At 50.1% G+C, this 25,318-nt stretch carries 22 protein-coding genes; 8 read left to right on the top strand and 14 right to left on the bottom strand.

The genetic code is table 11. The features are described 5' to 3' along the window. Positions 1-192: 192 nt before the first annotated feature. Positions 193-1,116, bottom strand: a complete 924-nt coding sequence (fmt, locus tag ACYVK4_RS30070; protein ID WP_461131291.1) for a methionyl-tRNA formyltransferase — start codon at positions 1,114-1,116, stop codon at positions 193-195. 312 nt (positions 1,117-1,428) lie between these two features. Here fmt and greA point away from each other — a divergent pair, with 312 nt between their 5' ends. Further along, positions 1,429-1,902, top strand: coding sequence for a transcription elongation factor GreA (gene greA / locus ACYVK4_RS30065; RefSeq protein ID WP_461131290.1), 474 nt, complete (start codon positions 1,429-1,431; stop codon positions 1,900-1,902). An 89-nt stretch (positions 1,903-1,991) separates the two neighbouring features. Continuing rightward, positions 1,992-2,381, top strand: coding sequence for an HIT family protein (locus ACYVK4_RS30060; protein WP_461131289.1), 390 nt, complete (start codon positions 1,992-1,994; stop codon positions 2,379-2,381). A gap of 77 nt (positions 2,382-2,458) precedes the next feature. Here ACYVK4_RS30060 and ACYVK4_RS30055 read toward each other — a convergent pair whose 3' ends face one another. The 3 genes from ACYVK4_RS30055 to ACYVK4_RS30045 form a co-directional block, all read right to left on the bottom strand. Further along, positions 2,459-4,000, bottom strand: coding sequence for a tagaturonate reductase (locus ACYVK4_RS30055; protein WP_461131288.1), 1,542 nt, complete (start codon positions 3,998-4,000; stop codon positions 2,459-2,461). Between the two features lie 176 nt (positions 4,001-4,176). Further along, positions 4,177-5,169 (bottom strand): PfkB family carbohydrate kinase, encoded by a 993-nt coding sequence (locus ACYVK4_RS30050; protein WP_461131287.1) that lies wholly within the window; start codon positions 5,167-5,169, stop codon positions 4,177-4,179. 36 nt (positions 5,170-5,205) lie between these two features. After that, positions 5,206-6,558 (bottom strand): MFS transporter, encoded by a 1,353-nt coding sequence (locus tag ACYVK4_RS30045; protein WP_461131286.1) that lies wholly within the window; start codon positions 6,556-6,558, stop codon positions 5,206-5,208. A gap of 164 nt (positions 6,559-6,722) precedes the next feature. Between ACYVK4_RS30045 and uxaC the strand changes: the two genes are divergently transcribed. Both uxaC and ACYVK4_RS30035 read left to right on the top strand, forming a co-directional pair. After that, complete coding sequence (gene uxaC, locus ACYVK4_RS30040; protein ID WP_461131285.1) at positions 6,723-8,135, top strand: glucuronate isomerase; 1,413 nt, start codon at positions 6,723-6,725, stop codon at positions 8,133-8,135. Between the two features lie 9 nt (positions 8,136-8,144). Then, positions 8,145-8,996, top strand: coding sequence for an alpha/beta fold hydrolase (locus ACYVK4_RS30035; RefSeq protein WP_461131284.1), 852 nt, complete (start codon positions 8,145-8,147; stop codon positions 8,994-8,996). A 112-nt stretch (positions 8,997-9,108) separates the two neighbouring features. Here the strand turns inward: ACYVK4_RS30035 and ACYVK4_RS30030 are convergent, their stop codons facing one another. From ACYVK4_RS30030 to ACYVK4_RS30020, 3 genes are all read right to left on the bottom strand, one after another. Further along, entirely contained in the window at positions 9,109-10,386 is a 1,278-nt protein-coding gene (locus ACYVK4_RS30030) for a metal-dependent hydrolase family protein (RefSeq protein ID WP_461131283.1), read from the bottom strand. A 78-nt stretch (positions 10,387-10,464) separates the two neighbouring features. Beyond that, the gene (locus ACYVK4_RS30025) at positions 10,465-10,881 is read right to left on the bottom strand and encodes a hypothetical protein (protein WP_461131282.1); all 417 of its coding nucleotides are present in this window, start codon (positions 10,879-10,881) and stop codon (positions 10,465-10,467) included. Between the two features lie 70 nt (positions 10,882-10,951). Then, the gene (locus tag ACYVK4_RS30020; RefSeq protein WP_461131281.1) at positions 10,952-11,407 is read right to left on the bottom strand and encodes a DUF4920 domain-containing protein; all 456 of its coding nucleotides are present in this window, start codon (positions 11,405-11,407) and stop codon (positions 10,952-10,954) included. Between the two features lie 129 nt (positions 11,408-11,536). On the opposite strand from ACYVK4_RS30020, the gene ACYVK4_RS30015 reads away from it, so the two are divergent. After that, on the top strand, positions 11,537-13,576 hold the full coding sequence (locus tag ACYVK4_RS30015; protein WP_461131280.1) for a M13 family metallopeptidase: 2,040 nt from the start codon (positions 11,537-11,539) through the stop codon (positions 13,574-13,576). A 78-nt stretch (positions 13,577-13,654) separates the two neighbouring features. Here ACYVK4_RS30015 and ACYVK4_RS30010 read toward each other — a convergent pair whose 3' ends face one another. Continuing rightward, positions 13,655-14,806, bottom strand: a complete 1,152-nt coding sequence (locus tag ACYVK4_RS30010; protein WP_461131279.1) for a spore photoproduct lyase family protein — start codon at positions 14,804-14,806, stop codon at positions 13,655-13,657. 345 nt (positions 14,807-15,151) lie between these two features. On the opposite strand from ACYVK4_RS30010, the gene ACYVK4_RS30005 reads away from it, so the two are divergent. Beyond that, a complete protein-coding gene (locus tag ACYVK4_RS30005; protein WP_461131278.1) occupies positions 15,152-15,682 on the top strand; it encodes a DinB family protein in 531 nt (176 codons plus the stop codon). Positions 15,683-15,782: 100 nt separating this feature from the next. On the opposite strand, the gene ACYVK4_RS30000 is transcribed toward ACYVK4_RS30005, so the two are convergent. The 6 genes from ACYVK4_RS30000 to ACYVK4_RS29975 all read right to left on the bottom strand — a co-directional run bounded on the left by ACYVK4_RS30000 (position 15,783) and on the right by ACYVK4_RS29975 (position 23,097). After that, entirely contained in the window at positions 15,783-16,478 is a 696-nt protein-coding gene (locus ACYVK4_RS30000) for a hypothetical protein (protein ID WP_461131277.1), read from the bottom strand. A 156-nt stretch (positions 16,479-16,634) separates the two neighbouring features. Then, positions 16,635-17,726 (bottom strand): aminotransferase class V-fold PLP-dependent enzyme, encoded by a 1,092-nt coding sequence (locus ACYVK4_RS29995; protein WP_461131276.1) that lies wholly within the window; start codon positions 17,724-17,726, stop codon positions 16,635-16,637. A gap of 90 nt (positions 17,727-17,816) precedes the next feature. Continuing rightward, positions 17,817-19,721, bottom strand: a complete 1,905-nt coding sequence (serA, locus tag ACYVK4_RS29990) for a phosphoglycerate dehydrogenase (RefSeq protein WP_461131275.1) — start codon at positions 19,719-19,721, stop codon at positions 17,817-17,819. An 89-nt stretch (positions 19,722-19,810) separates the two neighbouring features. Next, positions 19,811-20,059 (bottom strand): HepT-like ribonuclease domain-containing protein, encoded by a 249-nt coding sequence (locus ACYVK4_RS29985; RefSeq protein WP_461131274.1) that lies wholly within the window; start codon positions 20,057-20,059, stop codon positions 19,811-19,813. A 55-nt stretch (positions 20,060-20,114) separates the two neighbouring features. Further along, positions 20,115-21,107, bottom strand: coding sequence for a YheT family hydrolase (locus tag ACYVK4_RS29980; protein WP_461131544.1), 993 nt, complete (start codon positions 21,105-21,107; stop codon positions 20,115-20,117). A 175-nt stretch (positions 21,108-21,282) separates the two neighbouring features. Beyond that, positions 21,283-23,097, bottom strand: coding sequence for an acyl-CoA dehydrogenase (locus tag ACYVK4_RS29975; RefSeq protein WP_461131273.1), 1,815 nt, complete (start codon positions 23,095-23,097; stop codon positions 21,283-21,285). Between the two features lie 257 nt (positions 23,098-23,354). Here ACYVK4_RS29975 and ACYVK4_RS29970 point away from each other — a divergent pair, with 257 nt between their 5' ends. Then, positions 23,355-23,879, top strand: a complete 525-nt coding sequence (locus tag ACYVK4_RS29970; protein WP_461131272.1) for a DUF2911 domain-containing protein — start codon at positions 23,355-23,357, stop codon at positions 23,877-23,879. Positions 23,880-24,137: 258 nt separating this feature from the next. Next, entirely contained in the window at positions 24,138-25,049 is a 912-nt protein-coding gene (locus ACYVK4_RS29965; RefSeq protein ID WP_461131271.1) for a hypothetical protein, read from the top strand. Positions 25,050-25,318 lie beyond the last annotated feature (269 nt).

Below are 25,318 nucleotides of genomic sequence, written 5' to 3'. Positions count from 1 at the left end.
CGACAATATCAAGGTTTGGCCCCTTACTAAATTCTAAACTACACGAACGCTCGATCATGCTAGTTCGATAAATCAGCCAGGTTTGGCGAAACCCCGCTTGTCAGTTTTAAGAAACTGCCAGCTCACCACCATAAAACACAGACCCTAACATTGAGCCAATCAAAGGAATCAGTAGAATCCTGCGAATTCGGTTCACAATTTATTGCCCCGCAAAAACTCTTCGGCGGTCATGCGTCGTTTGCCTTCGGCCTGGAGAGCATCGATCTGAAGCCAGCCATCTGCCGCTTTTACAAGAATAAGCTTCTTGTTATCCGAATACGCTTCGCCGACTTCAGCCGCAAAGGGTGACTCGTTGGCTATCGACGCGTCATAAATTTTGTAAACCTTTCCGTTGATCTTTGTCCAGGCCGTCGGGTAGGGCGAGAGGCCCCGCACGAAGTTTCGGATTTGGGTAGCCGGTTGGTTCCAGTTGATCTCGGTGGTTTCGCGGCTTAATTTGGGCGCGGGTTTCAGATTCTCCGCAACAGGCTGGGGCGTGCGCGGATAGCTTCCCGTTTCAATGGCCTGTACCGTTTTTACGACCAGACTGGCCCCCCGTTCCATCAGGCGGTCATGCACCGTTCCGGCCGAATCGTCGGGGTAAATAGGTTCGTAATCCTGAAAGATCATCTGACCCGTGTCGATCTCTTTTTCGATAAAAAAAGTGGTGACACCGGTTTCGGTTTCGCCGTTGATGATAGCCCAGTTGATAGGCGCGGCCCCCCGGTATTGCGGCAATAAGGAGCCATGTAAATTAAATGTCCCGATCGTAGGCATGGCCCAGACAACCTCCGGCAGCATCCGAAAGGCAACCACAACCTGAAGGTCGGCCTGGTAACTGGCCAGTTGCTCAAGAAAGAGAGGGTCTCGTAACTTTTCGGGTTGAAGGACCGGTAAATTGGCGGCTTCGGCCGCTTTCTTGACGGGCGAGGGCGTTAGTTGTAAACCCCGTCCCGAGGGGCGGTCGGGTGCCGTTACGACGGCTACAACCTGACAGCCTGCCCCCAGGAGTCGTTGCAGACTGGCAACGGCAAAGTCGGGGGTACCCATAAATATGATGCGAAGCGGTTGCGACATGGATCAGTAAATCGTTTTTTGATCAGACCACGGGCTATTTGTTGATATAGCCGTGAAGTATTTTTACTTTTGTAACACAAGACGCGTTGCGAAGAATGCGTTTTATTGGAATATGACCGGCCAATCAGTGGCTTTGCAGATGCAGCGAACAAATTATCACATCCCCAAACCGAGCGCTTCGGAAACCCGACGGCGACTCTGATGCGTCTGCAAAGAAAACCAATTTGGTTGCAGAACGGTCAGTGTACCGTTCTTTTTGTTTTTAAGGAGCTTGACAAACTAAGGCGAATAACGAGTAAGTATTAATAGATTATGGCAAAGATTTCATATTACACCGAAGAAGGACTGAATCGGCTCAAGGCCGAGCTGGTTGAACTAAAAACGAAAGGACGGACTGCTATTGCCCATCAAATTGCCGAAGCACGCGACAAAGGAGACCTCAGCGAAAATGCGGAGTACGATGCGGCAAAAGATGCGCAGGGGTTGCACGAACTGAAAATATCGAAACTCGAAGAAGTTCTGTCCAATGCCCGCGTGCTGGACGAGTCGACCATTGATACGTCGCTGGTGTCGATCCTGTCGAAGGTTAAAATAAAGAACGTTAAAAGCGGAGCCGAAATGCTCTACACACTCGTTTCTGAGGAGGAAGCCGACCTGAAAGCGGGCCGTATTTCGGTAGGTTCTCCCATTGGTAAAGGGCTGCTCGGTAAACGCGTTGGCGAAACGGCAGAGATCAAAGTGCCCGCTGGCGTTCTGGAGTTTAAAGTCATTGACATCGCCCGGTAATTTTAAGGAAGATTATAACGTGAAGAATGTAGAATAAGGGGTTGCACAAACATATTCTTCAGTCTAAAATCTTCACTCTTCATTTACGTATGGCCTCTATCTTCTCCCGAATTGTTGCTGGTGAGATACCTGCGCACAAAATCGCCGAAACCGACGACTACCTCGCTTTTCTGGACGTTATGCCTACCACCACGGGGCATACGCTTGTCATTCCCAAAAAAGAGGTCGATTACCTGTTCGATCTGGACGATGATCTGTACCTGGGCCTGATGGCATTTGCCAAGAAAATAGCCCCGGCTATCGAGAAGGCGGTTCCGTGTCTGCGCATCGGTGTGGCTGTTGTTGGACTGGAAGTGCCACATGCCCACGTTCATCTGATTCCGCTCAATTCCATGGCCGATATGAACTTTCATCACAAAATGAAGCCAACGCAAGACGAACTGGCTGCCACCGCTGAAAAAATACGTACGTTTTTATAGGTGTTTGGTGCATAAGAAAGCCGCTCCGGTACAGATTGATCTGCGCCGGAGCGGCTTTCTTATGTTTTGTCCGGAAACTAGGCAACGGCCCCTTCCAACGTCTTGACGACACCGATGGTCAGGAGCGAATTCAGGTTTTGAGCAACGGCCTCGCTGAAACCGGGCAAGGCTGTCAGGTCCGTTTGCCAGAGAGTCAGATCCGAAAGAACGCTCTTGACAAACTCCTGCACCGTTGCCGGATCGCCCTCCTTCACCGTTTTCCAGTCGCCATAGAAGTATCCGGCTTTATCGTCCCGAATAGGGTAATTGAGTTTGCCGCCACTCGCCAGAGCAATCTCGCCGAAGAACTCACCGCCTTCTTCCCGAACGACTTTCATGAACAGCAGATAGGCCGCAAATCCGAGCGCCATCAATTTCGGCACCTCGTTGAACTGCTCATAATACCGTTGCAGCGTGGCTACATTTCTAGCCTGCATTTTAGCCGTTTGCTGAAGCGAAATATTGAGCAGCAAATGGTCGAGGTGGGGGTTTCGGAATCGGTCGAGCACGTCATGGGCAAACTGCGCCACAGCGGCTTTATCCATCCCCGGAATGTCGTAGTCGGGTACTGTCGGAACAATTTCGTTCAGCATCAGCGATTCAACGAACTTGCTCATGGCAGGGTGGAGCATTTCGTCGGCTACCGTTTCGAGCCCCAGTACGTAACCCAGCGGCATGGTGAGCGTATGGGTGCCGTTCAACACCCGGAGTTTACGCTCTTTGTAGAAGTTAATGTCTTCATCAATAATGATCTGCGGAGTCGATGGGCCAGCAAAGGAAAGTGTTTCCCGAACGCGGTCATCGCCTTCAATGGCCCAAAGGTGGTAGGGCTCTGTGAAGGTAACCAGATCATCTTCATAGCCCACTTCTTCCTGCAAAGCCTGCTGAGCATCGTCGGTGGGGCGGGTAACGATCCGGTCAACCAGCGAGTTGCAGAACCGGACGTGGAATTTGAGCCACTTGGTGAACAGCTTGCCTAATTCGTTAAATTTCGCCAGCTGCTCGACCGCATCCCGTAGTTTGAGTCCATTATCGGTTACCAGCTCTGTTGGGATCACAACAAGTCCCTTTGCCTTGGAGCCGCCCACGCTCCGAAACCGCTCATATAAGAACGCCGTCAGTTTAGCGGGGAAGGATTGTGGAGGATGTTGGAAAATACTTTCTTCAACATAATTCAACCCAATCTCCGTAGTGTTGGAGATGATGATTTGTAGCTTGGGGTTCCGGGCCAGCATCAGTATCTCCTTCCACTGGGTCTGAGCCGCCATCACCCGGCTAATGGCCGAAACAATCGTGTTTTCTGCAACCTCTTCGCCCTGCTGAAGGCCCCGCACGGCAACTGTGTACAGATTATCCTGCTCTGAAAAGTCATCCGTATGATTATCCGTGGATTTTACGACAACGATAGAGCCTTCAAAACGACCTTCGTTATTTGCTTTCTGGATGAGAAAATCGGGTAAGCCTCGTAACAGAACGCCTGTGCCGAATTGAAGTACCTTTTCAGGAAAAACGGGAGCAGGGTGGGTAGAACGGGTTAATTTAGCCATGGTAGGGTGTGCATCAAACGGGTCTGCAGTCATCGGTCAGACAGGTTTACTATTAACTTAATTGGAAAGTTTGTGATGTACTGTTCATAATTCAGCAATAATACGAACTACATCTCGAACCGTAGCGGCTATTTTATCCAAAGAGACAGAATGAGGATATACCCGTCACAAAATGAGCACTGGGTAGTCTGTATACAGATCGTTTGCTATTATCGCTTCAGCTTTCCGGAACTGTCGCCATTGGCAAGCATGTCGACTTCGGCAATGGTGGCCAGGTTAACATCGCCGGCAATGGTATGTTTCAGGGCCGAAGCGGCTGCCCCGAATTCAATGGCCCGCAGCAGGTCGTTGAAGGTTAACAGACCATAAATTAACCCCGCCATGTACGCGTCACCGGTACCGATACGGTCGGTGATCGGGTTGATGTCGTGCATGCGTGATTTGTAGACCGTATCCCCATCGAATAATTTGGCCGACAACTGGTTGTGCGATGCACTGATGGATCGTCGTTTGGTGTCGGTGACGTAACGAACGTTAGGAAATCGTTTCATCAAGGCCCGGCCCGACTCCTGAAAGGTGCTGCCAACAACACCATAGAGCTCCGAAAACAGGTTTTTACTGCCCAGTACAAGGGTGCATCCTTCCGTCAGGGCGGGCATGATCTCCTGTGGAGACCGGCCATACTGCCATAAGTTGCTTCGGTACACAATATCGCTCGACACCGGAACGCCCAGCCGATTGGCGGTTTGAATACCGGCCAGCAAACAATCGGCAGCCCCCTGCGAAAGCGCTGGTGTAATGCCCGTCCAGTGAAACCAGGAAGCGCCCTGTAACACCCTATCCCAGTTGACTTCATCGGGGCGTATGCGCGAAAACGCTGAGTCGACCCGGTCGTAAATAATCTGACTGGCACGGCTTCCGGCACCTGTTTCCAGAAAATAGAGACCCATTCGTCCGTCGCCCTGGACAATGTGGCTGGTGTCAACACCATACCGGCGAAGATAGCCCGACGCTGACCGACCCAGCGCATGGTCCGGGAAGCGGGTAACATGTGCTGCTTCCATGCCAAACTGTGCCAGCGACACAGCGACATTAGCTTCTGTGCCCCCAAAGTGCATATCCAGGGTGTCTGTCTGCGCAAATCGTTGAACACCGGGGGGGCTCAGTCGAAGCATCACTTCGCCGAAGGTGACAATTTTCATAAGTAAGTTTTTCGTTTAACAGCCAGCTGATTTGTGTTATGACAGTTTACCCGATGTGCTAAAGCGGTTCATCAGCTCTTCTGTCCGTACGGGTTCCATTTTAGGTAAAACCAGATGAATAATAACCAGGGCTATCAAATACGAACAGCTGGCGATGATGAACATCGGCAAATAGCCGAAGGCGGTGATGATCCGGCCCGACAGTAATGCCAGCAGGATTCCGCCAACGGCCCCAAACATACCACCAATTCCGGTAACGGAGGCTACTACGTTTCTGGGAAATAAATCCGATGCGAAGGTGTACATATTAGCCGCCCAACCCTGGTGGGCCGCCGTAGCCAGGGCAATCAGGGCAATGGCAATCGTCAGGCTATTGGTTTGAGCGGCAAAGAAAATAGGCACTACAGACAGCGCACAAATGAGCATCGTTGTTTTACGGGCCCTGTTGGCCGACCAGCCCCAACGCATAAATTGCGTCGTTAGCCAACCGAAAAAGACACTGCCTGCATCGGAAACAACGTAGATGATGAGAAAGGGCACACCAAAACTTTTGAGGTCTAGGTTCTCATTCAGTGCATCGTTCGAATTAAAGAAATCCGGGAGCCAGGTCATATAAAACCACCAGATCGGATCAGCCATAAACTTCCCGACGGCAAACGCCCAGGTTTGTTTGTAGCCCAGTAACTGGCCCCAGGATACTTTGAGGGGCGGAATTTTTTCGTCGTCTTTCCGTATATACGCCAACTCTCTGGGGGAGAGCTGGCGACTTCGTTCGGGCTTGCTGTATATCTGCCACCAGAATATAAGCAGGAAAAACCCGAGTACGCCCGTTACTAAAAAAGAACTTCGCCAGCCAAATTGAAGAATCAGATAGGGAACGACAAGGGCTGTCAGGATAATGCCGACATTAGCACCCGCGTTAAATACACCATTGGCAAAGGAACGTTCCCGTCGGGGAAACCATTCGGCAATGGTCTTGATGGACGAGGGAAAGTTGGCCGATTCGCCCAGGCCTAAAAAGGCCCGTGCCCATCGTAGTCCGGAGATGGAATTGACAAAGGCTGTCAGTACCGCAGCAATACTCCAGACAAAAATACCCAGCGAGAAACCCCGCCGGGTTCCGATCTTGTCGATCAACCAGCCTGCCAGCAGAAAGCCGATGGTATAGGCAAATTTAAAGGCTGCATCCACATCACCATAAAGCACTTTAAACCGGTCTGTCGCTTCTTTGGTGAGTACGGCATTGGGGGCCATTTCGAGCATTTCCTTCCGAAAAAGTTCATCTGTCATCGTGAACGACAGGACCTGGCGATCTATGTAATTAATGGTCGTTGCCAGAAAGAGCAAGGCAACAATCCGCCACCGAAAGCGTCCGGAAGGGGTGGGCATGTTGAAAACAAATAGAAGTTTCGGAAAGGAAAGGCAACATAAGCACTTTTTTACCTTATTTCGTGGTAAGTCAGTCAGCGGCTTCGCCCGCTGACTGACTTACCTGATCAAAAAAAATAACTCAAAAACCGAAAGAAACCACCCGGCTTTTGCTTTAATCAACTATGTATACCCTCGCTCCCGCTCCTACGTTCCTTTCCGACGACTTTCTGCTTCAAACCGAAACAGCGCGTCGGCTTTATCATGAATATGCCCGGCAAATGCCGATAATAGACTACCATTGCCACCTGCCCCCTGACCAGATCGCGGCCGATCGGCAGTTTGAGAACATGAGTCAGCTCTGGTTGCATGGCGACCATTATAAATGGCGGGCCATGCGTACTCACGGTATTTCTGAAAAGTACTGTACCGGCGATGCCTCGGATTGGGAGAAGTTTGAAAAGTGGGCAGAAACTATTCCCTATACCCTTCGAAATCCGCTTTACCACTGGTCGCATCTGGAATTGAAAAATCCATTTGGTATCAATGAGGTTCTGAATCCTGCATCAGCCCGGTCTATTTATGATGCATGTAATGAGCAACTACCAAATTTATCTACCCGTGCGCTGCTCAACCACTTCGACGTGCGCGTGGTGTGTACAACAGATGACCCGCTCGATTCCCTGGAACACCACAGAACGATAGCCCAGAGTGGTTTTGGTGTTAAAGTCCTGCCCACGTTCCGGCCCGATAAAGCGATGGCAGCTGAAGACCCGGCTTCTTTGCGGAGCTATATTCAGAAGCTGGCTGCCGTAACGAACCATGACATTCAAAACCTGACGCATTACCTCGACGCGCTCAAATCCCGCCATGATTATTTTGGAGCGATGGGCTGCCGACTGTCAGACCACGGTCTGGAGATGGTCTATGCTGAACCGTATAAAGAAGGTGATGTGCAGCGGATTTTCGACCATTTGCTGCGTGGAGTCGATGTTTCGCCGATTGATGTGCTTAAATTCAAGTCGTTCATGCTGGTGCAGTTTGCGGAATGGGACCACGCCAAAGGCTGGACACAGCAGTTTCACCTGGGTGCCCTTCGCAATAACAATGTCCGCCGACTGCGCGATTTAGGACCGGACACCGGCTGGGATAGCATCGGCGATTTCCAACAGGCGGCATCACTATCTCGCTTCCTGGGTGGTCTTGATGATCGGAATCAACTGGCAAAAACCATTTTGTACAACCTCAATCCGGCAGATAACGAAGTGATGGCAACGATGGTTGGTAACTTCAATGATGGTTCCGTACGGGGTAAGGTACAGTTTGGTTCCGGCTGGTGGTTCCTGGATCAGAAAGACGGGATGGAAAAGCAGATCAACACCCTGTCGAACATGGGCCTCATCAGCGCTTTTGTTGGTATGCTCACCGATTCGCGCAGTTTTGTGTCCTACAGCCGTCATGAATACTTCCGGCGCATTCTCTGCAATATTTTCGGGAACGATATCGAAAATGGCGAATTGCCAAACGATGTTGATTGGGTGGGCCAGATCGTGCAGGACATTTGTTACCGCAACGCTGAGCAGTATTTTGGCTTTTAAGAATCGTCAATGACGCACACGTTTGTCGACATCAACAGTGCCTCGCCGGTCCGCCTGCATGTGGTGCAGGCCGGGCCGGACGATGGTCCGCTCATCATTCTGCTGCATGGCTTTCCGGAATTCTGGTATGGCTGGAAAAATCAGATCGATGCGCTGGCCGAAGCGGGCTACTGTGTCTGGGTACCCGACCAGCGCGGCTATAACCTGAGCGACAAACCAAACGGCATCGACGCTTACAGTCTTGATACATTAGTGGCCGATGTGATCGGTTTGATAGATGCGGCTGGACGACAAAAAGCGGTGGTTGTCGGACATGATTGGGGAGCCGCCGTGGCCTGGTGGACCGCCGTTTCGTACCCTGAGCGCGTCGAACGGCTCGTGGTGCTGAATGTGCCGCATCCTATTGTGATGAAGAAATATGCCAGCAGCAACCTCGGCCAGATGATGCGGAGCTGGTACATTGGTTTTTTTCAACTACCCTGGCTACCTGAAACGCTGTCGAGCGCCGGAAACTGGTCTATGTTTGTCCGTACCTTGCTGAGCAGCAGTCGTCCGGGAACATTCCGGCGTGCAGATCTACAGCAGTATAAAGCCGCCTGGTCGCAACCGGGAGCCGTTACGGCCATGATCAACTGGTATCGGGCCTCTCTCCGCAAACCTCCGGCCCGTCGTTCCTCCATCCGGGTCACCATCCCGACCTTGCTCATCTGGGGCACCCGCGACAAGTTCCTGAAGCGGGAAATGGCTCAACCCAGTATCGACCTTTGCGATAACGGCCGTCTGGTCTTCCTCGAAAATGCATCCCACTGGGTCCAGCACGAAGAAGCCAGGCGCGTCATTGAATTGATAATCAGTCGGTAAGTCAGTAAGCGGCTACGCCTAAGTCGGTAAGTGGCTGACGCATTATCACTTTTCTTGCGTCAGCCACTTGCCGACTTAGGCGTAGCCGCTTACTGACTTACCGACTAAAATTTCACTGCTTATACACCTTCCCGTCTTTCATGACGAACTGGACGGCTTGCAGGGTTTTGATATTCTGGATGGGGTTATCGCTAACGGCAATGATATCGGCCATTTTACCAGTTTCGATAGAGCCAATCTGTGTATCCATGCCTAACAGTTTGGCGTTGGTCATCAGGGCCGCTTTGATTGCTTCGAGTGGCGGCATACCTGCTTCAACCATGTATTCGAACTCTTTGGCGTTATAGCCGTGAATGTAAACGCCGGCATCTGTACCAAACGCAATCTTAACCCCCGCTTTGTACGCTTTGGCAAACGTGGCCTGAATTTTTGGGCCGATGGCCAGAGCTTTGGGCGTTACCAGTGCCGGGTAATAACCAAAATGCCGCGCTGAATCGGCGGCTGTTTTACCGGCAATGATAGTTGGAACGTAGTAGGTACCGTATTTTTTGAATAATTCGATTGCTTCATCATCCATGAGCGTCCCGTGCTCAATGGTCTGGACACCCGCCCGGATAGCGCGTTTCATGCCTTCGGCACCGTGGGCGTGGGCCGCTACCGGAAAGCCGTAATCCTTGGCGGCATCGACAACCGCTTTCACTTCTTCTTCGGTAAACTGAGCGCCGGAACCGTCTTTGGCATTGCTCAAAACGCCACCGGTTGCCGTAATCTTGATTAGGTCGGAGCCATCTTTGTACCGCTGCCGCACCGCTTTACGGGCATCTTCAGGACCATTGATGACGCCTTCCATTGGACCGGGATCGCCCATCAGGTCTTTGCGGTAGCCGTTCGTTGGATCGGCATGGCCACCCGTGGTAGCAATGGATTTGCCGACGGTCAATACGCGTGGGCCATCCACCAGTCCGGCATTGATGGCATTGCGAAGGGACACGTTCACGCCCGACCCACCCAGATCGCGAACAGTAGTGAAACCGGCCATTAGCGTTGTCTTGGCATATTGAGCCGCCTGATAGGCCACATCAGCCTGATTTTTGGTAAATCCATCAATAGCACCACCCCGACGGGTCTGGCTTTCGAGGTGAACGTGCATGTCGATGAGGCCGGGCAGAACGGTTTTTGATTTCATGTCCAGCACCCGATCCTGCCCGGCGGGCGTCGTGTACCCTTTCTGAACAGCCGAAATTTTGTTGCCTTCAACCACAACGGTCATTTGTGGTTGAAGGTTGTTGTTTACACCATCGAACAGGTTTCCGCAGTGGATTAAGGTGCGTTGGGCAAATAGGGGAGCGGCCAGCAGCGAGAGGCCAGCCAGCAGGTACATTTTCTTCATAAATAAGTTAGTAGGGTACAAAAAAAGCTGCAACGGTAAGTTGCAGCCCTTAAAGTACGAAAAGCCTTTGAAGAACGTCTAGATTTTTGTCACCTGAACAATGGCTGTCTGGGGCTGAGTAGACGAGGTCGTGCCCGGAAATGGATTTACCTCGCGTAAAATCACTTTATAGTTTTCACTTTTAAGTGAAACCGTTGTGGAGTCGGGCCGCTTGTTGGAACTACCGGGATCAGCTCCCAGAGACAGCCGAACCGCGGTTGAATCCGAATCCTTTTTTAGTAATAACTTAACTTTTGCCTGGCCTGCCCAGATGCAGTATGCATTTACCGGACACCGGCTATCCTGAATTGAATCAACGCGAACAATAACGTCGGAGCCTAGCCGACCGGATTGGTGTACGCCCAGCGAAACAGAATCCGTTGGGTTTGTTTCATTGGATTTGCAGGCAGCAAAGAGAATGGTTCCGGCGATGAGAAAACCGGAAAGCTGTTTCATTGAGTAAAGCATATTCCTTGTATTTTTCAACAAAGACACCCTGCTCAAAAAAAGGGTTGGAAACAGCTCCCTATTTTTTTACAATCACGCCGTCAGCTACAAATGTCAGGGCTGTTTCTGGCTCGGTGATTTTTTCGATTTCCTCTTTCGTTTTTCCGGCATCTTCGGCATAGTGACGCAGTTTGGCTACCGTGGTGGTTGTGTTCTCCGCGTTTCCTTCCACAACGACCGTCTTCCCAACGATGTCTTTGGGTACAAAGAAGCCGTAATCTTTAAAGGTCACGCGCATCGTTTGGCCATCGCCGGTTTTAACTTTCATCCAGCAACCTTTTACTTTGCAAACCGACTCGACCGTGCCTTCTACCTTGGCAGGCATCTCATTTTTGTCGGCCATTTTCGTCGCTAACTGGGTTGCCGGAATAGCGCCTGATGCGGTAATTTTCTTGCCATAATGACCGTCTCCTGTTTGAGCAAATACGCCAAAAGAGGCTGCGACAAGTAGACTGGTGAGCAGAATGTTCTTCATGGTTTGTTCGTTGGTTACGAGTGTGTTATTGATGAACGTATGTATTTGCGTTGGCCAATGGAGTTGCCTGTTCCTTATCCTTATATTTACTCTCAAAATTACCATTTATCCTTCATTTACAAACCCTGTATGAACCACAATACAAAAAAACTGCTCATGGTGCTCGCCGTTGTAGCGGTAGCCTCGTGCCAGCAAAAAGAAGAAGCCGCCAACCGAACCGAGTTTTTCGATAAGTCCGGGATGGATACAACCGTTAGCCCCGGCGATGATTTTTTTACCTATGCCAACGGTAAATGGGTCAAGGAAACCAAGATTCCAGATGATCAGACGGGTTGGGGCTCCTTCAACACCCTCTACGAAGAGAATCTGCAAAAGACCAAAACGATCCTTATCGACGCGGCTGCGTCGAAAGCCGCAGCGGGTAGCATTGAGCAGAAAGTAGGGGATTTTTATGCCAGTGGCCTCGATACAGCAACGATTGACAAACTCGGGTACGAACCACTAAAAGCTGAACTGGCCAAAATTGAGGCTCTTAAAGATTATAAAGACGTACTAACCTACCTGGCATCCAGCCCGAGCAATCCGGGGGGGAAGTTCATTGGCTACTATGTGGGTGCCGACGATCGCCAGAGTGACATGAACCGGATCAACTTTAATCAGGCCGGGCTGTCGTTGCCGGAGAAAGACTATTACACAAAAACGGATGAGTCGACAAAGAAAATTCGGTCGGCATTCGTCAGCTATGCGGCAAAACTATTTACCCTTGTGGGGGGCGATTCGCTTTCGGCCAAAACGAAAGCTAACAAAATTCTAGCCCTCGAAACGACCCTTGCCCAGTCGCATAAAGCACAGGCCGATTTGCGTGACCCGGTGGCTAACTACAACAAGGTAGCCGTTGCTGATTTGACAAAGCAAATGCCGAATCTAAATTGGCGGACACTGCTGAATGATATGAAGCTGACGGCCATTGATACGGTGCTGATGGGACAGCCCGGCTACTATAAAGCGCTGGATAAAGCCCTACCAACGCTGCCCATCAGTGAATTGAAAGACAAATTGGTTTTTGATTTACTGGACGAAAATGCCAGACTGCTCAGTCAGCCATTCGAACAGGCCCGGTACGAATTTTACGGCCGAACGCTATACGGACAGCCAAAACAGGCTGATCGCTGGAAACGGGTTACCCAATTTGTTGACCGTGGGTTGGGCGAAGCGCTGGGGCAGTTGTGGGTAAAAAAGTACTTCCCGGCCGAAGCCAAAGAGCGTATGCTGACACTGGTAAACAACCTGCAGAAAGTGTATCGGGAACGGATCGAGAAGCTGGACTGGATGGCACCGGAAACTAAAAAAGTGGCACTTGTCAAGCTGGACCGGTTTGTTAAGAAGATCGGTTACCCGGACAAATGGAAGGACTATTCTGACGTAACAATAAAGCGTGACGATTTTTATGGTAACGTCATGCAAACGTACATCCACCATGTAAAGGAAGATTTTGCCAAAATCAATAAACCCGTCGACCGGGCCGAGTGGATGATGACACCGCCAACGGTGAACGCCTACGCCAATCCAACGAATAACGAGATCGTTTTTCCGGCGGGTATTTTACAATTCCCTTTCTTCGATAAAGACGCTGATGACGCCATCAACTACGGCGCTATCGGGATGGTGATCGGCCATGAAATGACTCACCTTTTCGACGATCAGGGGCGCCAGTACGATGCCAATGGCAACTTGCGCGACTGGTGGACAAAAGCGGATGCAGAGCGATTCAATACCAAAACACAAGCTGTTGTCAATCAATACAACAACTTTACGGTGCTGGATAATCTGCACCTGAACGGCCGCCTGACGCTGGGCGAGAACCTCGCCGACCTGGGCGGCATTACGCTGGCCTATCAGGCGTTCAAACTGACAAAGCAAGGCCAGGGTACCGAAAAAATCGACGGCTTCACACCTGACCAGCGGTTCTTCCTGGGGTTTGCACAGGTCTGGCGTACCAAAGTACGTGACGAGTCATTGCGCGTCCGGGTAGCTACCGATCCGCACTCGCCGGATAAGTTTCGGGTGAATGGCCCGCTTACGAACTTTGCCCCGTTCTACGCGGCTTTCGACGTAAAGCCGGGACAGAAGTTATACAAGCCGGAAGTGCAGCAGGCCAAAGTGTGGTAAGACAGGGTAGAGGAGCTGGTTTTAGACGCCATATTTTTAAGATATGGCGTCTAAAACCAGCTCCTCTACTTTCAATAATCAGGTCCAGTACAGGATCGGTGCTTTCGGAAAGCGCTTTGTCCATTCGGCATAGAAAAAGGCTTTCATTTCCTTCATCTCTTCCGGACGATATACATACTTGGTGCCCCCGAATTTGTTGCGTTTTTCGGAGCGTGTTGCCTCGTCCATATCGAGTGAGGTGTTCGGATACCATTGCAACAGAATGTCTTTGGAGCCGGGGGTGAAGCGATGGCTGATGAACTCAACATTCATATCGACCGCTTCGCCACCCCGTGCGAAGTCCAGTACTTCGGCCATTCGGTCGAGTAGCGCGGTGTAGTGTTCACGCCAGCCCGGAATGGGCATAATGGGCGCTATGACTAACCCAATCGGGTAGCCGCCACCACCCATTTCTTTCGGCATCGCCAGCTTGCGAATACCCTGAAGCCGGGCTTCAACAGAAGCCGTGCCTCCTTCGAGACGGCGGGCAATGGCGTCGGCGTTGAGGCTGACACGGGCGCGGGTGTGGCCGTTATGGGGCAGGTTCAGTAAACTATCAACCTGGTCATATTTTGTCACAAAACGCAATTCGGCCATTTCCCGCGTACCGTAATACCGGATGCACTCGGCCATGCTCCCCGTCAGGTGTTCGATGCCTAACACGTCGGTGTAACAGCTCACCTCAAAGGTCGTCGGGCGGTTTACGCCATCGGAGCCCGTAGCTGAACTCTGCCAGGTACGATTTGGCGGATAGGTACCCTCGTACGTGGCCGTATGGGCCAGCATTTTAGGCAAATTGGCGTAGGCCCGCACAACCGGCGGCCCGGAAAGGCTGCCGGCCAGATAACAATACTGACAGTGAGCCGGACAACCCTCTGCCAGATTCATCTGCCAGTCGGCGGAGGGGGGAATGGGCTGAAGCTTGAATGCACCGGGAGGAGCGTTCACAATGGCAAGAGTATTTTTAGCGTTCCGGTAGGTCTCGCGCTCATCGGCACCGCGCAAACCCGTAATGCGATTATTTTTAGCAATCTCAATGGGTAGGTCAAGAGCAGAGATCCGCTCGTACATCGCCTGACCGAAAGGTTCATTTAGAGCATCGGCCGTGAAAATAACCCGCTTGGGCATCCAAATGCGGGCCGATTTTGTCAGCGGTTCAGGAACGGATGTTGCGGTTAGTTCAGGTATCATAACGGAGTAGAAAGGGTAAAATGGCGCGTTTTAAACAGGCTTATCCATCTGTATTTATAACACTCAAAATGGCTATATGAATCCCTGATGAGTGAAATAATGTTAACGTTAAATTACTGATTGTCAGAATGTTTATTAATTATTTTGGCGTGGTTGATAACATGTATTTGTTCGTGTTTAGACTGAACGTAACAATCGGTTCAACAAAGACCTGACCACATAGGCGTAGAGGTTTAATAGAATACTTCATTCCCAGCAGACCTCTGTGCACTTTGTGCCTATGTGGTTAAACTTATTTTATTTAACCTGCTATGCACCTTCACTATTCACGTTTTATTTAATCGTATGAAAGCACAGGAAATCAGTATTCTGGATCAATTACGACGGGATTGCCGGGAGTTTACAGAATGGTCGGATACCCGCTCCAACGAGCAGTTTATGACACAGGTGAACGGAAAATGGTCGGTGGCTGAGGTCATGCAGCACTTGTTTCTGTCGGCCCGTCCGGTCGCACGCTTGCTGGCGGGTCCGCATGATGTGCTCAAACAGTGGGGAAGGTCGGAAACACGTCCCAGGGGATATGATGAAGTTGCGTCGGCTTACAAACGTGTGTTAGGAACGGGGGTAAAAGCGCCCGCCAGTATGTCGCCACGCCCGGAAGATATACAGATCGGACGCAGTGAGATGGCGAAACGATTTGAGAACGTTTATGACGACCTTATTAACGCCGGGGCAAGCTGGTCCTCTGAGGAACTGGATACGTACTGCATCCCACACCCCGTACTTGGGAAACTATCGGTGCGCGAAATGCTTTATTTTACGAGTATTCATACGCAGCATCATCTGCGACTGCTGCAAATGGAAATGGCTAACTAAGTATGGGTTGCTCAATGTCCTGACGACAATAGCAAATCAAACTTAGTTAGCCATGCCTGACCAACTCGTAGCCGGCCGTTCGCAGCGTTACTGATGTGACTTACCGCGCAAGCCGAACGCCCTTACCACCAACCTGACCAAAGTAATAGTTGACACCAACTTTTAGTCGGCCACCCTTGCCCCGGCTAACAGTCGGGTCTATTTTGTTATAGAAGCTATTCTCGTAAGATAATTCTGCTCCCAGACGGTGCAGAATCCAGGCCATCACGCCAATTTCAAGCCCTACGCTGGTGTATTTGTATTTGGTGTCGGCAGGTACATTTTCGGAAAATTCCCGGCCACTATTTAAGCTGGCGCCTACAAAGCTGCTGATCCGGGTCCGAAATGGATAGTAGCGCGCAAAGGCACCAACCTGACGAGCGTGGTACTTATTGCCTACTAATCGGTCGGCATCATAGCGTAGACCGGCCGCAAAGCCCGGCTGAAAAAAGTAACCGATTCGGGAGTTGAAAGCCAGGTAAACCTTTCCATCGGTAGCGCCCATACCCAGGCCACCGCCCACGAACAGATTGTTTGGCTGAAACCAGCTCAACTGATTAGCCTGCTGATAACTAATGGACTTGTCAATTTCTTCTTCCATTTTGTCACTGGCTTCGGTTGCTTTCTGGCGAACTTCCTGCTTTGTTTTCTCGTCGATAAGCGGCTTGTCCTCCCTGGATGAGTCGGTTCTATTTTGAGCCATGCCTGTTATCATCAGGCTCATCAAGAGTGTTGAGGTTGTAAGTAATTTCTTCATCGTCGTTGAGTTTATGCAATAAAAACACTGTTCTATTAACCAGGAAGCCTACATAAGGTTTGTTACCAATGCCTAGTATCTGGCAACGGGTCAAAAAATAACGCCCTCCCGGGTTACGGGAAGGGCGTCGTTGACAAACGTGTATGGACGTCTTCTCTATTTCTGGAGTTGGTCGATCAGGTTACTTACCTGCTCCATCGAAACGGCCGGGAAATTGGCTATTCGAATCTGCGACTCTTTGAATTTACCATAGCCGCTACCAACGATCATATTGGCCGTCTTAGCCGCTGAGATTACATCGGCCGACGATTTTGGCTGATCCGACGAACCAACATTGGCCACGATAACCGTTTGCGAGCGGTGGCGTTCCTGTTTCACAAAAGGCGAAAAGCTTTCGGAACTGTCCAGGAACTTGTACAACATCCGGGCTTTCTCTTCGGTCTGTTTCCGAATGGTATCGATGCCAATCCGGTTGAAATCTTCTGCCAGCTTGCCCAATATGTAAATGTAAAGAACGTTAGGGGTAGCGGGTGTTTCAAACGTTTTATAGTGTTTCCAGAGTGTTGGCAGGGTGTGATGCGCACCAATGGTCAGCGTATCGTTTTTGGCTAACCGCTCGGCTTTGGCGAGGCAGGCTTGATTGGCAATCCAAACCCCCAGACCAGCGGGCATGCCAAAGGCCTTCTGGACGGAGAAAAATGCCGAATCAATCAAACTGAAGTCGAGGTCAGGGTAGGGCGACGAGGAGACGGTATCAACACAAAACAGCTTTTTGGGGTATTTGCGCTTAAGCTTATGCATTTCGCCGGGCTTCATCTGCACGCCCGACGAGGTTTCGTTATGGGTCAGGCAGACCAGTTCAGCATAAGCGGGGACCTCAATGTCGGCGGCATCGAATCCTTCACCAAATGGCTTTTCGAGCACATGAGCATGCTTGCCAAGTGCATTGGCATAATCATAAAATTTTTGGGAGAATGAGCCATTGACCAGGTGGAAGCTCTCGTGTTCTACGCAGTTGAGCAAAACGCGTTCCCACACTTCTGACGCCGAGCCCGTAAAAAATATGCCGTGTGTCGCCGGAATATTCAGCAATGTTCGCAGCTGCTCGTCGGCAAATTTATAAATATCCCTGAAGCGTTGGCTCCGGTGCGAAATAGAGCCAATCTGCTCGTCTAAAGCCTGCTGTAAATGTTGATAAAACGTTGGGTAAAGTTCGGCCGGGCCGGGCGTAAAGTAGGTGTTTTTCATTATTGAAAGAGCGAAAGAGCGAAAGAGTGAAAGAGTGAAAGAGTGAAAAAGGGTTTGTTAACTCTTTCGCTCTTTCACTCTTTCGCTCTTTTAGTATAATAGTCGGAACTTAATTGTGTTATCAATGTCCTTTAATTCTTCTACCACCTCATCAGCATACTCCTTGGCAACATCGGTAATCACATAACCGATTTTCTCATTGGTCTTAAGATATTGCCCATGAATGTTAATATGATATTTAGCAAAAATGTTATTCATTTTCGCCAAAATACCCGGTACGTTCGCATGAATATGCAGCAGCCGGTGGGCACCTTTCAGCAGAGGCAACTGTAGCTCCGGGAAGTTTACGCTACCGTATGTACTGCCATTGTTGATGTATTCGAGGAGTTTGCTGGGTACGAAGTTGCCAATGTTGGCCTGTGCTTCTTCGGTACTACCGCCAATATGGGGTGTTAAAATCACGTTGGGCAGGTTACGAAGAGCGCTCATGAACTCTTCGTTGTTAGTCTTGGGCTCCTGCGGAAATACATCGAGTCCGGCACCGGCCACCTTACCGCGTTCAATAGCGTCGACCAGCGCTGGTATGTCTACAATGTGGCCCCGCGACAGGTTCAGGAAGATAACGCCGTTTTTCATCAGGCCAAATTCCCGGTAGCTGATCAAATTTTTGTTTTCTTTCCGGCCATCGGTGTGCAGACTGATAATATCAGACAGGGCCAGCAGTTCGTCCAGCGATTTGCATTTACGGGCGTTGCCAAGGGCCAGTTTATCGACAGCATCGTAGAAGTAGACTTCCATACCCAGAGCCTCAGCCACCACCGATAGCTGCGTGCCGATATTACCGTACCCGACCAGACCGAGTTTTTTGCCCCGTACTTCAAAGCTGTTTTTGGCCGACTTGTCCCAGCCGCCCTTGTGCATCATGTTGCTCTTGGGCACAATGCTGCGGATCAGCATGATGATCTCGCCAATAGCCAGCTCAACTACTGAGCGGGTGTTGCTGTATGGCGCGTTGAAAACCGCAATCCCTCTGTCGGTACAGGCGTCGAGGTCAATCTGGTTGGTGCCAATGCAAAAGGCACCAACGGTCATTAGTTTATTGGCATGTTCGAGAACCCGGGCGGTAACGTTCGTTTTTGAGCGGATACCCAGGATGGATACGTCGCGGATGGCTTCGATCAGCTCATCTTCATCCAGGGCCCCTTTCCGAATCTCGACGTTAAAGCCTTCCTGCTCGAATAACTGAACCGCTATGGGGTGAACATTTTCGAGGAGCAGCACTTTAATCCGACTCTTCGGATACGACTGGCTGCGGCTCAGGTTGTTGTGGTACAAAAACTCATCGAGTGAGGGAGCTACGTGGTCGGCGCGTTCAACAACACGCGGGCGAAGCACATTTTCCGTAAAGGCATAGAAACGATTGGCCAGACCGGACGCTCTGATTTCGTAGTCGGTATACCCGTCGCCAATTACGTACACTTCGCCATCGAGGTTCAACTCCCGAATCACCTGCGATTTGCCGCCGTTAGCCGACAGAGGGTTCTCGGGGTCGAAGCCAGTGATCGCACCACTTTCGTCGAACACAAAGGTATTGGCGAACACATTTTCGGCCCGAACGCCCAGGGAGGTAACGATAGGCACAATGAATTCTTTGAATCCATTTGACACAATATAAATAGCGTCGGCGTTCTCGGTCAGGAACTGCTTGTTGCGCTGGAACGAATCCGATATTTTGCCCATCAGTGTTTCAATGAGGGCAGGCAACTGACTCTTGTGCGCTTTTAGCAGGTTAAGGCGAAGGATGAGCGAATCCGTAAACGATATCTCACCCGACATACCCCGGTCGGTGATGATTTTGATTTCATTCAATACATCATCGCGGTCAGGACGACCTGTCAGCGAGATTTCACCCAGTACATCAAGCGCTTCGACCTTCGTAAAGGTGCTGTCGAAATCAATGATGTAGTAGGTCTGTTCGAGTGGTTTGGTGAGCATGATTTAGATTTGTTCAACTTCCGCATCTTCCAGCGGGTCACTGTCTAGAATTTGTTTAATTGCTTGCCGGAGAGCTAGTAGATGAAGGGTTATAATCTGCCATATAATCTCATAATCCAGTCCGAAGTAGCATGCACCAGAATATGGCGAGTTCGAATAATACGCATCCATTCGATGGTTGTGTGCTGTTCGCGAAAGGATTTGTCAATGCGGTTGGCCGCTTTGCCTAGTACCTGAATATGGCGAACCACTGCATCACCTGCCATCCTGTATTTAAGAAAAGACTCGTAGTCTAAACCAACAATATATTCCTGTCTGGCATCGGCTGTGTCCAGCATATCCGTTAAGAGAATACAGTTCTTTTATAGGCTCACTATCCATCTCATCTTTCGTTTATTGGTTCATAATAAACTGCAAGGCCCGCTCTTCTGACCAGTAGGTGCCCTGAATACCTCCCTTTTTTGATGGGAAACCACAGTGGCCACCTTGCTCTGGAAACTCCATCCAGACATTAGGGAGTTCCCGCCCTAACGTTTCCGGGAAACATTCGGGAGACAAAAAGGGATCATTTTTAGCATTCACCAGCAAGGTCGGAATGGCAATTGTGGGTATAAATTGCAGTGAGCTGCTACGCGTATAATAGTCGGTCACATCACGAAAGCCATTCATAGGTGCAGTAAACAGGTTGTCGAACTCCCGGATGTTCCGGGCTTTCAGTAACGCTTCTGTCGGGAAAATACCCGGCATAACCGCTGCCTTCTGCATTATTTTTCGCTTGAGCGTTCGGTTAAACCGGTAATTGTACACCAAACTGTCCCATTGTTCCAGCCGCCGGGCAGATCCCATCAGATGGACAGGAACAGAAAAAACGACAGCCTTCCTAATCGCCGGATGCAACGCTTGTGCCTGTTCCCCAATGTATTTTAGGGTGACATTCCCGCCAGCACTAAACCCCATGAGGTATATAGTCTGGTAACCTTTTAAGAGGGCGTGTTGAATGATGAAGTGTAAATCGCCCGTTTCGCCAATGTGATAAAACCGTTGTTGCCGGTTCAACTCACCGCTACAGGAACGGTAGTGCCAGGCCAGACAATCGAACCCGTGCTGTGTCAGGTGCCGAACCATCCCCGCTAAATAGGAACTTGTCGAACTACCTTCCAGCCCGTGGGTGAGCACGACGAGGGGGCGGTCACCTACTCCTTGCTGCTCACTCCTAACTCCTGCATACCCCCAATCCAGATCCAGAAAATCATCATCCGGTGTCTCGATGCGTTCGCGGACGTAGGTAACCTGTACCTTGCGAAACAGCGAGGGAATAATGGTTTGCAGGTGGCCATTCCACAATTGTGGGGGTGGCACATAACTAGACGGGGCAATCAGCGGCATCAGGAACGCGGTCGATTGAAGCCGCAAAGGTAAAGCTTCTCAAACTTAGAAGTTTAATAAAGCGTAAAAAACATAGTTTTGCTTCATATTATTATAAATGCTCAGGGCCGGGTGCCAGGAGGGGCAGTCTTTACCCTTTCTGGCACCCGGCCCTGAGCGTAACCAGGCAAATAACCTATAAGGCCAGCTCCTTTTCTGATATAATCGTCAGCACCTCCGTGTCTTTCAGCCGAACGGCCAGACCCAGTGTCTTGGGGACTTCGTAGTGGAAGTAAAATTTCATGGTGTGAATTTTACCTTCATAAAAAGCCAGATCGTCGCCCTGTGGGTTTTGGGTCAGCAGTGCCTGCTTGGCGATAATCGCCTGCTTCAGCCATTGCCAGGCAACTACAACAATACCAAACATCTCCAGAAACAGAGTGGCATCGGACAGGTAGCGTTCCACATCGCCTTTTTGGGCATGAGGTAACAGGCTCATCATAACGTCCTGTACTCGCTTAAGCTCGGCCGTTAACTGACTGGCGTAGGGAGCCAGATCATCCAGCGTGCTGGCTTCAGAGATCGTCTTGTTTATTTCGGCAAATAACAACTGGGGTGCTTTGCCGCCTTTCATGGTCATCTTCCGGCCCAGTAGATCCTGCGCCTGAATACCCGTGGTGCCCTCATATATAGGCGTAATCCGAATGTCGCGGTACAGTTGCTCGACCGGGAAATCTTCCGTAAATCCATAGCCGCCAAATGTCTGCAAGCTCTGGCTGACCGATTGAACCCCCATCTCCGATGGAAACGATTTGGCGACGGGCATGAGCAGGTCGAGTAGTAAAAAGGCATTTTCTTTCTCGTCCCCTTCCGCCACTTCGCTGATGTCATACAACCGGGCCGCTTCGATCAATAAAGCCAGAGAGCCTTCTGTAATGGCTTTCTGAAAGAGCAGCATCCGGCGAACATCCGGGTGGTTGATGATGGCCGTTTGAGGGGCATCCAACTGATTTTTCTCATTAAGTCGCCGACTTTGCGGACGTTCGCGGGCATATTGTAAGGCTGCATGGTAGGCCGCCGTGGCAATACCAGCGGCCGTCATGCCCACGCCGATGCGTGCCTCATTCATCATCTGGAACATGTAGCGCAACCCCTGATGCGGCTCGCCAACCAGATACCCAATCGTGTTGTCGACTGAGCCCATGGTGAGGTGCATTGCCGGTACACCTTTCTGCCCCATTTTGTGGTACACGCCCGTCGAAACAACGTCATTGTCGACAAAGCCACCCTGATCATCGGGTCGGTATTTGGGCACAACGAACAGTGAAATTCCTTTTGTCCCTTTAGGAGCACCATCAATTCGGGCGAGCATCAGGTGAATAATGTTGTCGCAGGCATCATGGTCACCGGCCGAAATAAACACTTTTTGACCCCGAATCCTGTAGGTGCCTGGTTTGGCATCGGGCACGGGGGTAGCGGCTGTTGTTACGTCGGAAAGCGACGAACCTGCCTGGGGTTCTGTCAGGGCCATGGTTCCCTGCCAAACGCCCGCTAATAGATTTGGTACGTAAAATTCACTCAGTTCAGGCGTGCCGAATGATGTAATCAGATGGGCCGCTCCCGACGAAAGCCCTGTATACATCATACCATTGTTGGCGGCCATCAAAATAAAGCCGATACACGAACTGATCATCTCGGGTAGTTGCTGCCCGCCATGTTCAAACGGAAACCCCGCGCCAATCAGACCGGCTTCGCCGACGGCTTTCAAATACTCTTTTATTTTGGGATGAACCGTAACCTGCCCATTTTTGAGTTCCGGCTGGTTTTTATCAACTTCCTTTACATAAGGATACATAAGCGTATCGGCAATGTAAATAGCTGAGTCAAGAGCCAGATTAAAGGTTTCGCGGTCATGGGCACTGAAGTACTCGTATTTTGTCAGGCCTTCGGCATTAAAGACCTCATGGAGGAGAAACTGAATGTTGCGTTTGCTGAAATAGGTCGTTGCCATATAGGGCTAGTTGATTAGGAACTGTATGTATGCATACGGCTGTAAAGTTAAAACTACTACTCTTTAACATCAACTGAATAGTTGGGCACTGATATTTATGATTTTTAAGAGAAATTAGGATTTTTCTTTGGAAATCAGGTTGAATCCGATAAACCATTAAAACCAGCCTTCTGTCAAACTTTATATACTTCTCAGAAAAACTATCGTTTACTTTGTGTCGTTTAGACAGAGATCATCAAAAAACCAATCATTAACACATGAAAAATCTAGTGGCAGTTTTGGCTTTCTTTTTGGGTATGGTATCGCTGGTACAGGCGCAGGATAAAGCACCCGCCAGCCCGAAGGTAACCGCAGAGAGTCCAGACAAAAACATTAAAATTGTTTATGGTCAACCCTCGAAGAAAGGTCGGGTTATATTTGGCGCAGACAATTCCAATAGTCTGGAAAAATACGGTAAAGTTTGGCGCACTGGTGCCAATAACGCTACCGAAGTTACGTTCAAGAACGATGTAATGTTTGGCGGTAAAATGGTGAAAGCCGGTACGTATACCCTGTTCACGATTCCCGGTGAAAAAGAGTGGAGTGTCATTCTCAACGGCACGCTGGGGCAGTGGGGTGCTTACGATTACGAAAAAGTTAAAGGTACTGACGTAGCCATGGTTAAAGTGCCCGCTTCGACGAATAAAACACCCGTAGAAAAATTGACCATCACGCCTGCTAACAACAGCATTTCAATTGCGTGGGATACCGCAATGATCTCTGTGCCTGTTATGAAGCATTAATGAGAAAATGGGCTGACAGAGCCAGAAATTTACCTGATACAAAAAAGAAAACTCAATCCTGTGGTTGAGTTTTCTTTTTTGTATAAAAGATTGTTATTTAGGCCGTTAGTCTATGTTTAGAGTACTTCTAATAGCCAACAGGCTGATTGATTCGTCTAAATGTTACGATTTAGGACCGTTTACAAATTAATTTAATTGTAAGTGGTTAACAAACAAACGTTTATAGCGTTATTTGTAAAACGCTCAAACCAATACCAGATGATGAAACGCTACTTGCTGTATATACTACTCGGACTAGCCGTATTGCCTGCCTGTGGACAGGGAATCTCGGACTATTACCGGTTGCCGGAGCGGAGCCATCAGTATGATCGGCTGCTCACCCGATACGGTGGTCCTTCGATCAGGAATCGCTGGTATGTGGCTCTCGACGGGTTTATCAAAACCGATCGGGCCAAGCTTGATAATTCATTCGACGGTCTGATCAAGAACGATCTCGTCGGGAAAGCCGGGTGGGGGGCGACTGTCGGCTGGGCATATCGCGAACGATGGGCTGTTGAAGCAGGGTATGCCCGCATGCCTATTCATACACAGGTATCCGTTACCAATGCCAGTTCACCGCTGGTGTTTCGCTATAGCAATGACCGCAACGCGTTTGTTCTGCGGGGCAAGCGGCTTATCGTTTCGACCAGTAAGCCCTGGTTGCGGTCGGGTTTTTGGCTGAGCGGAGGCATGTGGCTTGTTCCCAACAGCGGCCAGCAAGAGGGGCGGTTCTCTTTACTTGGCTACCGCTACACCGGACGCAGAGAAACCCCCGATACATTACGCCTGACCAGCGAAACCCGCGCTAATGCCGGCATGACGACCTTGGCTGAACTGGGGGCAGAATACAACGTTCGCTTGAGCAACTCGATTGATCTGGGCTTTTCGGTTCGCAAATTCTGGGGATTGGGCAATGCCCTGACGACCAATGTAACGTACGCCGTTAATTATCCGAATACGCCAAACGGCAATATTGCTGATGTGGGTAGTCGTACATCCGTGCAAAATGCTCAATTACTGGGTGATGGAACAGGTATGAGCTACGGCTTTACCCTCCGCTACACCTATGCTATCCGTCGGCATTTGTCTAACGCGCTCGATGTGCGGGGAAAAACACCACATATACGATAGTTGATAAGAGCCTCGTTCTGTGAACCGGGATTAAGTTTTCAGAAGTTTTTGCCGGTCATCGGCTTTTTAGTTGGGTGTTCGCCATACTGTCTGCTACGGTATGCGTGAAACACCCTTTATTTTTTTCGTACCTCTTAGACAGTACTGTGTGTTGATCGCTCATTTTTAGCTAGCCCAAATGCTGTTCATTAAGGTGTGCGACCGAACTTGCTGAGTTGCAGCACGGTGATCCGGGTTGAACAATAAGGATAAAATCAGAAATTTGACTT

The organism is Spirosoma aerophilum, assembly GCF_054782495.1.
Note: the sequence above shows the minus strand (reverse complement) of the source record. Positions and strands in the feature narration are given on the sequence as shown.

What these genes read in the sequence shown, in the direction of transcription:
- ACYVK4_RS30015 (WP_461131280.1), top strand. Translation starts at nt 11,537, where the DNA reads ATGAACCACAATACAAAAAAACTGCTCATGGTGCTCGCCGTTGTAGCG.
- ACYVK4_RS29970 (WP_461131272.1), top strand. Translation starts at nt 23,355, where the DNA reads ATGAAAAATCTAGTGGCAGTTTTGGCTTTCTTTTTGGGTATGGTATCG.
- ACYVK4_RS29985 (WP_461131274.1), bottom strand. Translation starts at nt 20,059, where the DNA reads ATGCTGGACACAGCCGATGCCAGACAGGAATATATTGTTGGTTTAGAC.
- fmt (WP_461131291.1), bottom strand. Translation starts at nt 1,116, where the DNA reads ATGTCGCAACCGCTTCGCATCATATTTATGGGTACCCCCGACTTTGCC.
- ACYVK4_RS29975 (WP_461131273.1), bottom strand. Translation starts at nt 23,097, where the DNA reads ATGGCAACGACCTATTTCAGCAAACGCAACATTCAGTTTCTCCTCCAT.
- ACYVK4_RS30020 (WP_461131281.1), bottom strand. Translation starts at nt 11,407, where the DNA reads ATGAAGAACATTCTGCTCACCAGTCTACTTGTCGCAGCCTCTTTTGGC.
- ACYVK4_RS30060 (WP_461131289.1), top strand. Translation starts at nt 1,992, where the DNA reads ATGGCCTCTATCTTCTCCCGAATTGTTGCTGGTGAGATACCTGCGCAC.
- ACYVK4_RS30005 (WP_461131278.1), top strand. Translation starts at nt 15,152, where the DNA reads ATGAAAGCACAGGAAATCAGTATTCTGGATCAATTACGACGGGATTGC.
- ACYVK4_RS30050 (WP_461131287.1), bottom strand. Translation starts at nt 5,169, where the DNA reads ATGAAAATTGTCACCTTCGGCGAAGTGATGCTTCGACTGAGCCCCCCC.
- ACYVK4_RS29995 (WP_461131276.1), bottom strand. Translation starts at nt 17,726, where the DNA reads ATGAAAAACACCTACTTTACGCCCGGCCCGGCCGAACTTTACCCAACG.
- greA (WP_461131290.1), top strand. Translation starts at nt 1,429, where the DNA reads ATGGCAAAGATTTCATATTACACCGAAGAAGGACTGAATCGGCTCAAG.
- ACYVK4_RS30010 (WP_461131279.1), bottom strand. Translation starts at nt 14,806, where the DNA reads ATGATACCTGAACTAACCGCAACATCCGTTCCTGAACCGCTGACAAAA.
- ACYVK4_RS30025 (WP_461131282.1), bottom strand. Translation starts at nt 10,881, where the DNA reads ATGAAACAGCTTTCCGGTTTTCTCATCGCCGGAACCATTCTCTTTGCT.
- uxaC (WP_461131285.1), top strand. Translation starts at nt 6,723, where the DNA reads ATGTATACCCTCGCTCCCGCTCCTACGTTCCTTTCCGACGACTTTCTG.
- ACYVK4_RS30045 (WP_461131286.1), bottom strand. Translation starts at nt 6,558, where the DNA reads ATGCCCACCCCTTCCGGACGCTTTCGGTGGCGGATTGTTGCCTTGCTC.
- serA (WP_461131275.1), bottom strand. Translation starts at nt 19,721, where the DNA reads ATGCTCACCAAACCACTCGAACAGACCTACTACATCATTGATTTCGAC.
- ACYVK4_RS29965 (WP_461131271.1), top strand. Translation starts at nt 24,138, where the DNA reads ATGATGAAACGCTACTTGCTGTATATACTACTCGGACTAGCCGTATTG.
- ACYVK4_RS30055 (WP_461131288.1), bottom strand. Translation starts at nt 4,000, where the DNA reads ATGACTGCAGACCCGTTTGATGCACACCCTACCATGGCTAAATTAACC.
- ACYVK4_RS29980 (WP_461131544.1), bottom strand. Translation starts at nt 21,107, where the DNA reads ATGCCGCTGATTGCCCCGTCTAGTTATGTGCCACCCCCACAATTGTGG.
- ACYVK4_RS30030 (WP_461131283.1), bottom strand. Translation starts at nt 10,386, where the DNA reads ATGAAGAAAATGTACCTGCTGGCTGGCCTCTCGCTGCTGGCCGCTCCC.
- ACYVK4_RS30035 (WP_461131284.1), top strand. Translation starts at nt 8,145, where the DNA reads ATGACGCACACGTTTGTCGACATCAACAGTGCCTCGCCGGTCCGCCTG.
- ACYVK4_RS30000 (WP_461131277.1), bottom strand. Translation starts at nt 16,478, where the DNA reads ATGAAGAAATTACTTACAACCTCAACACTCTTGATGAGCCTGATGATA.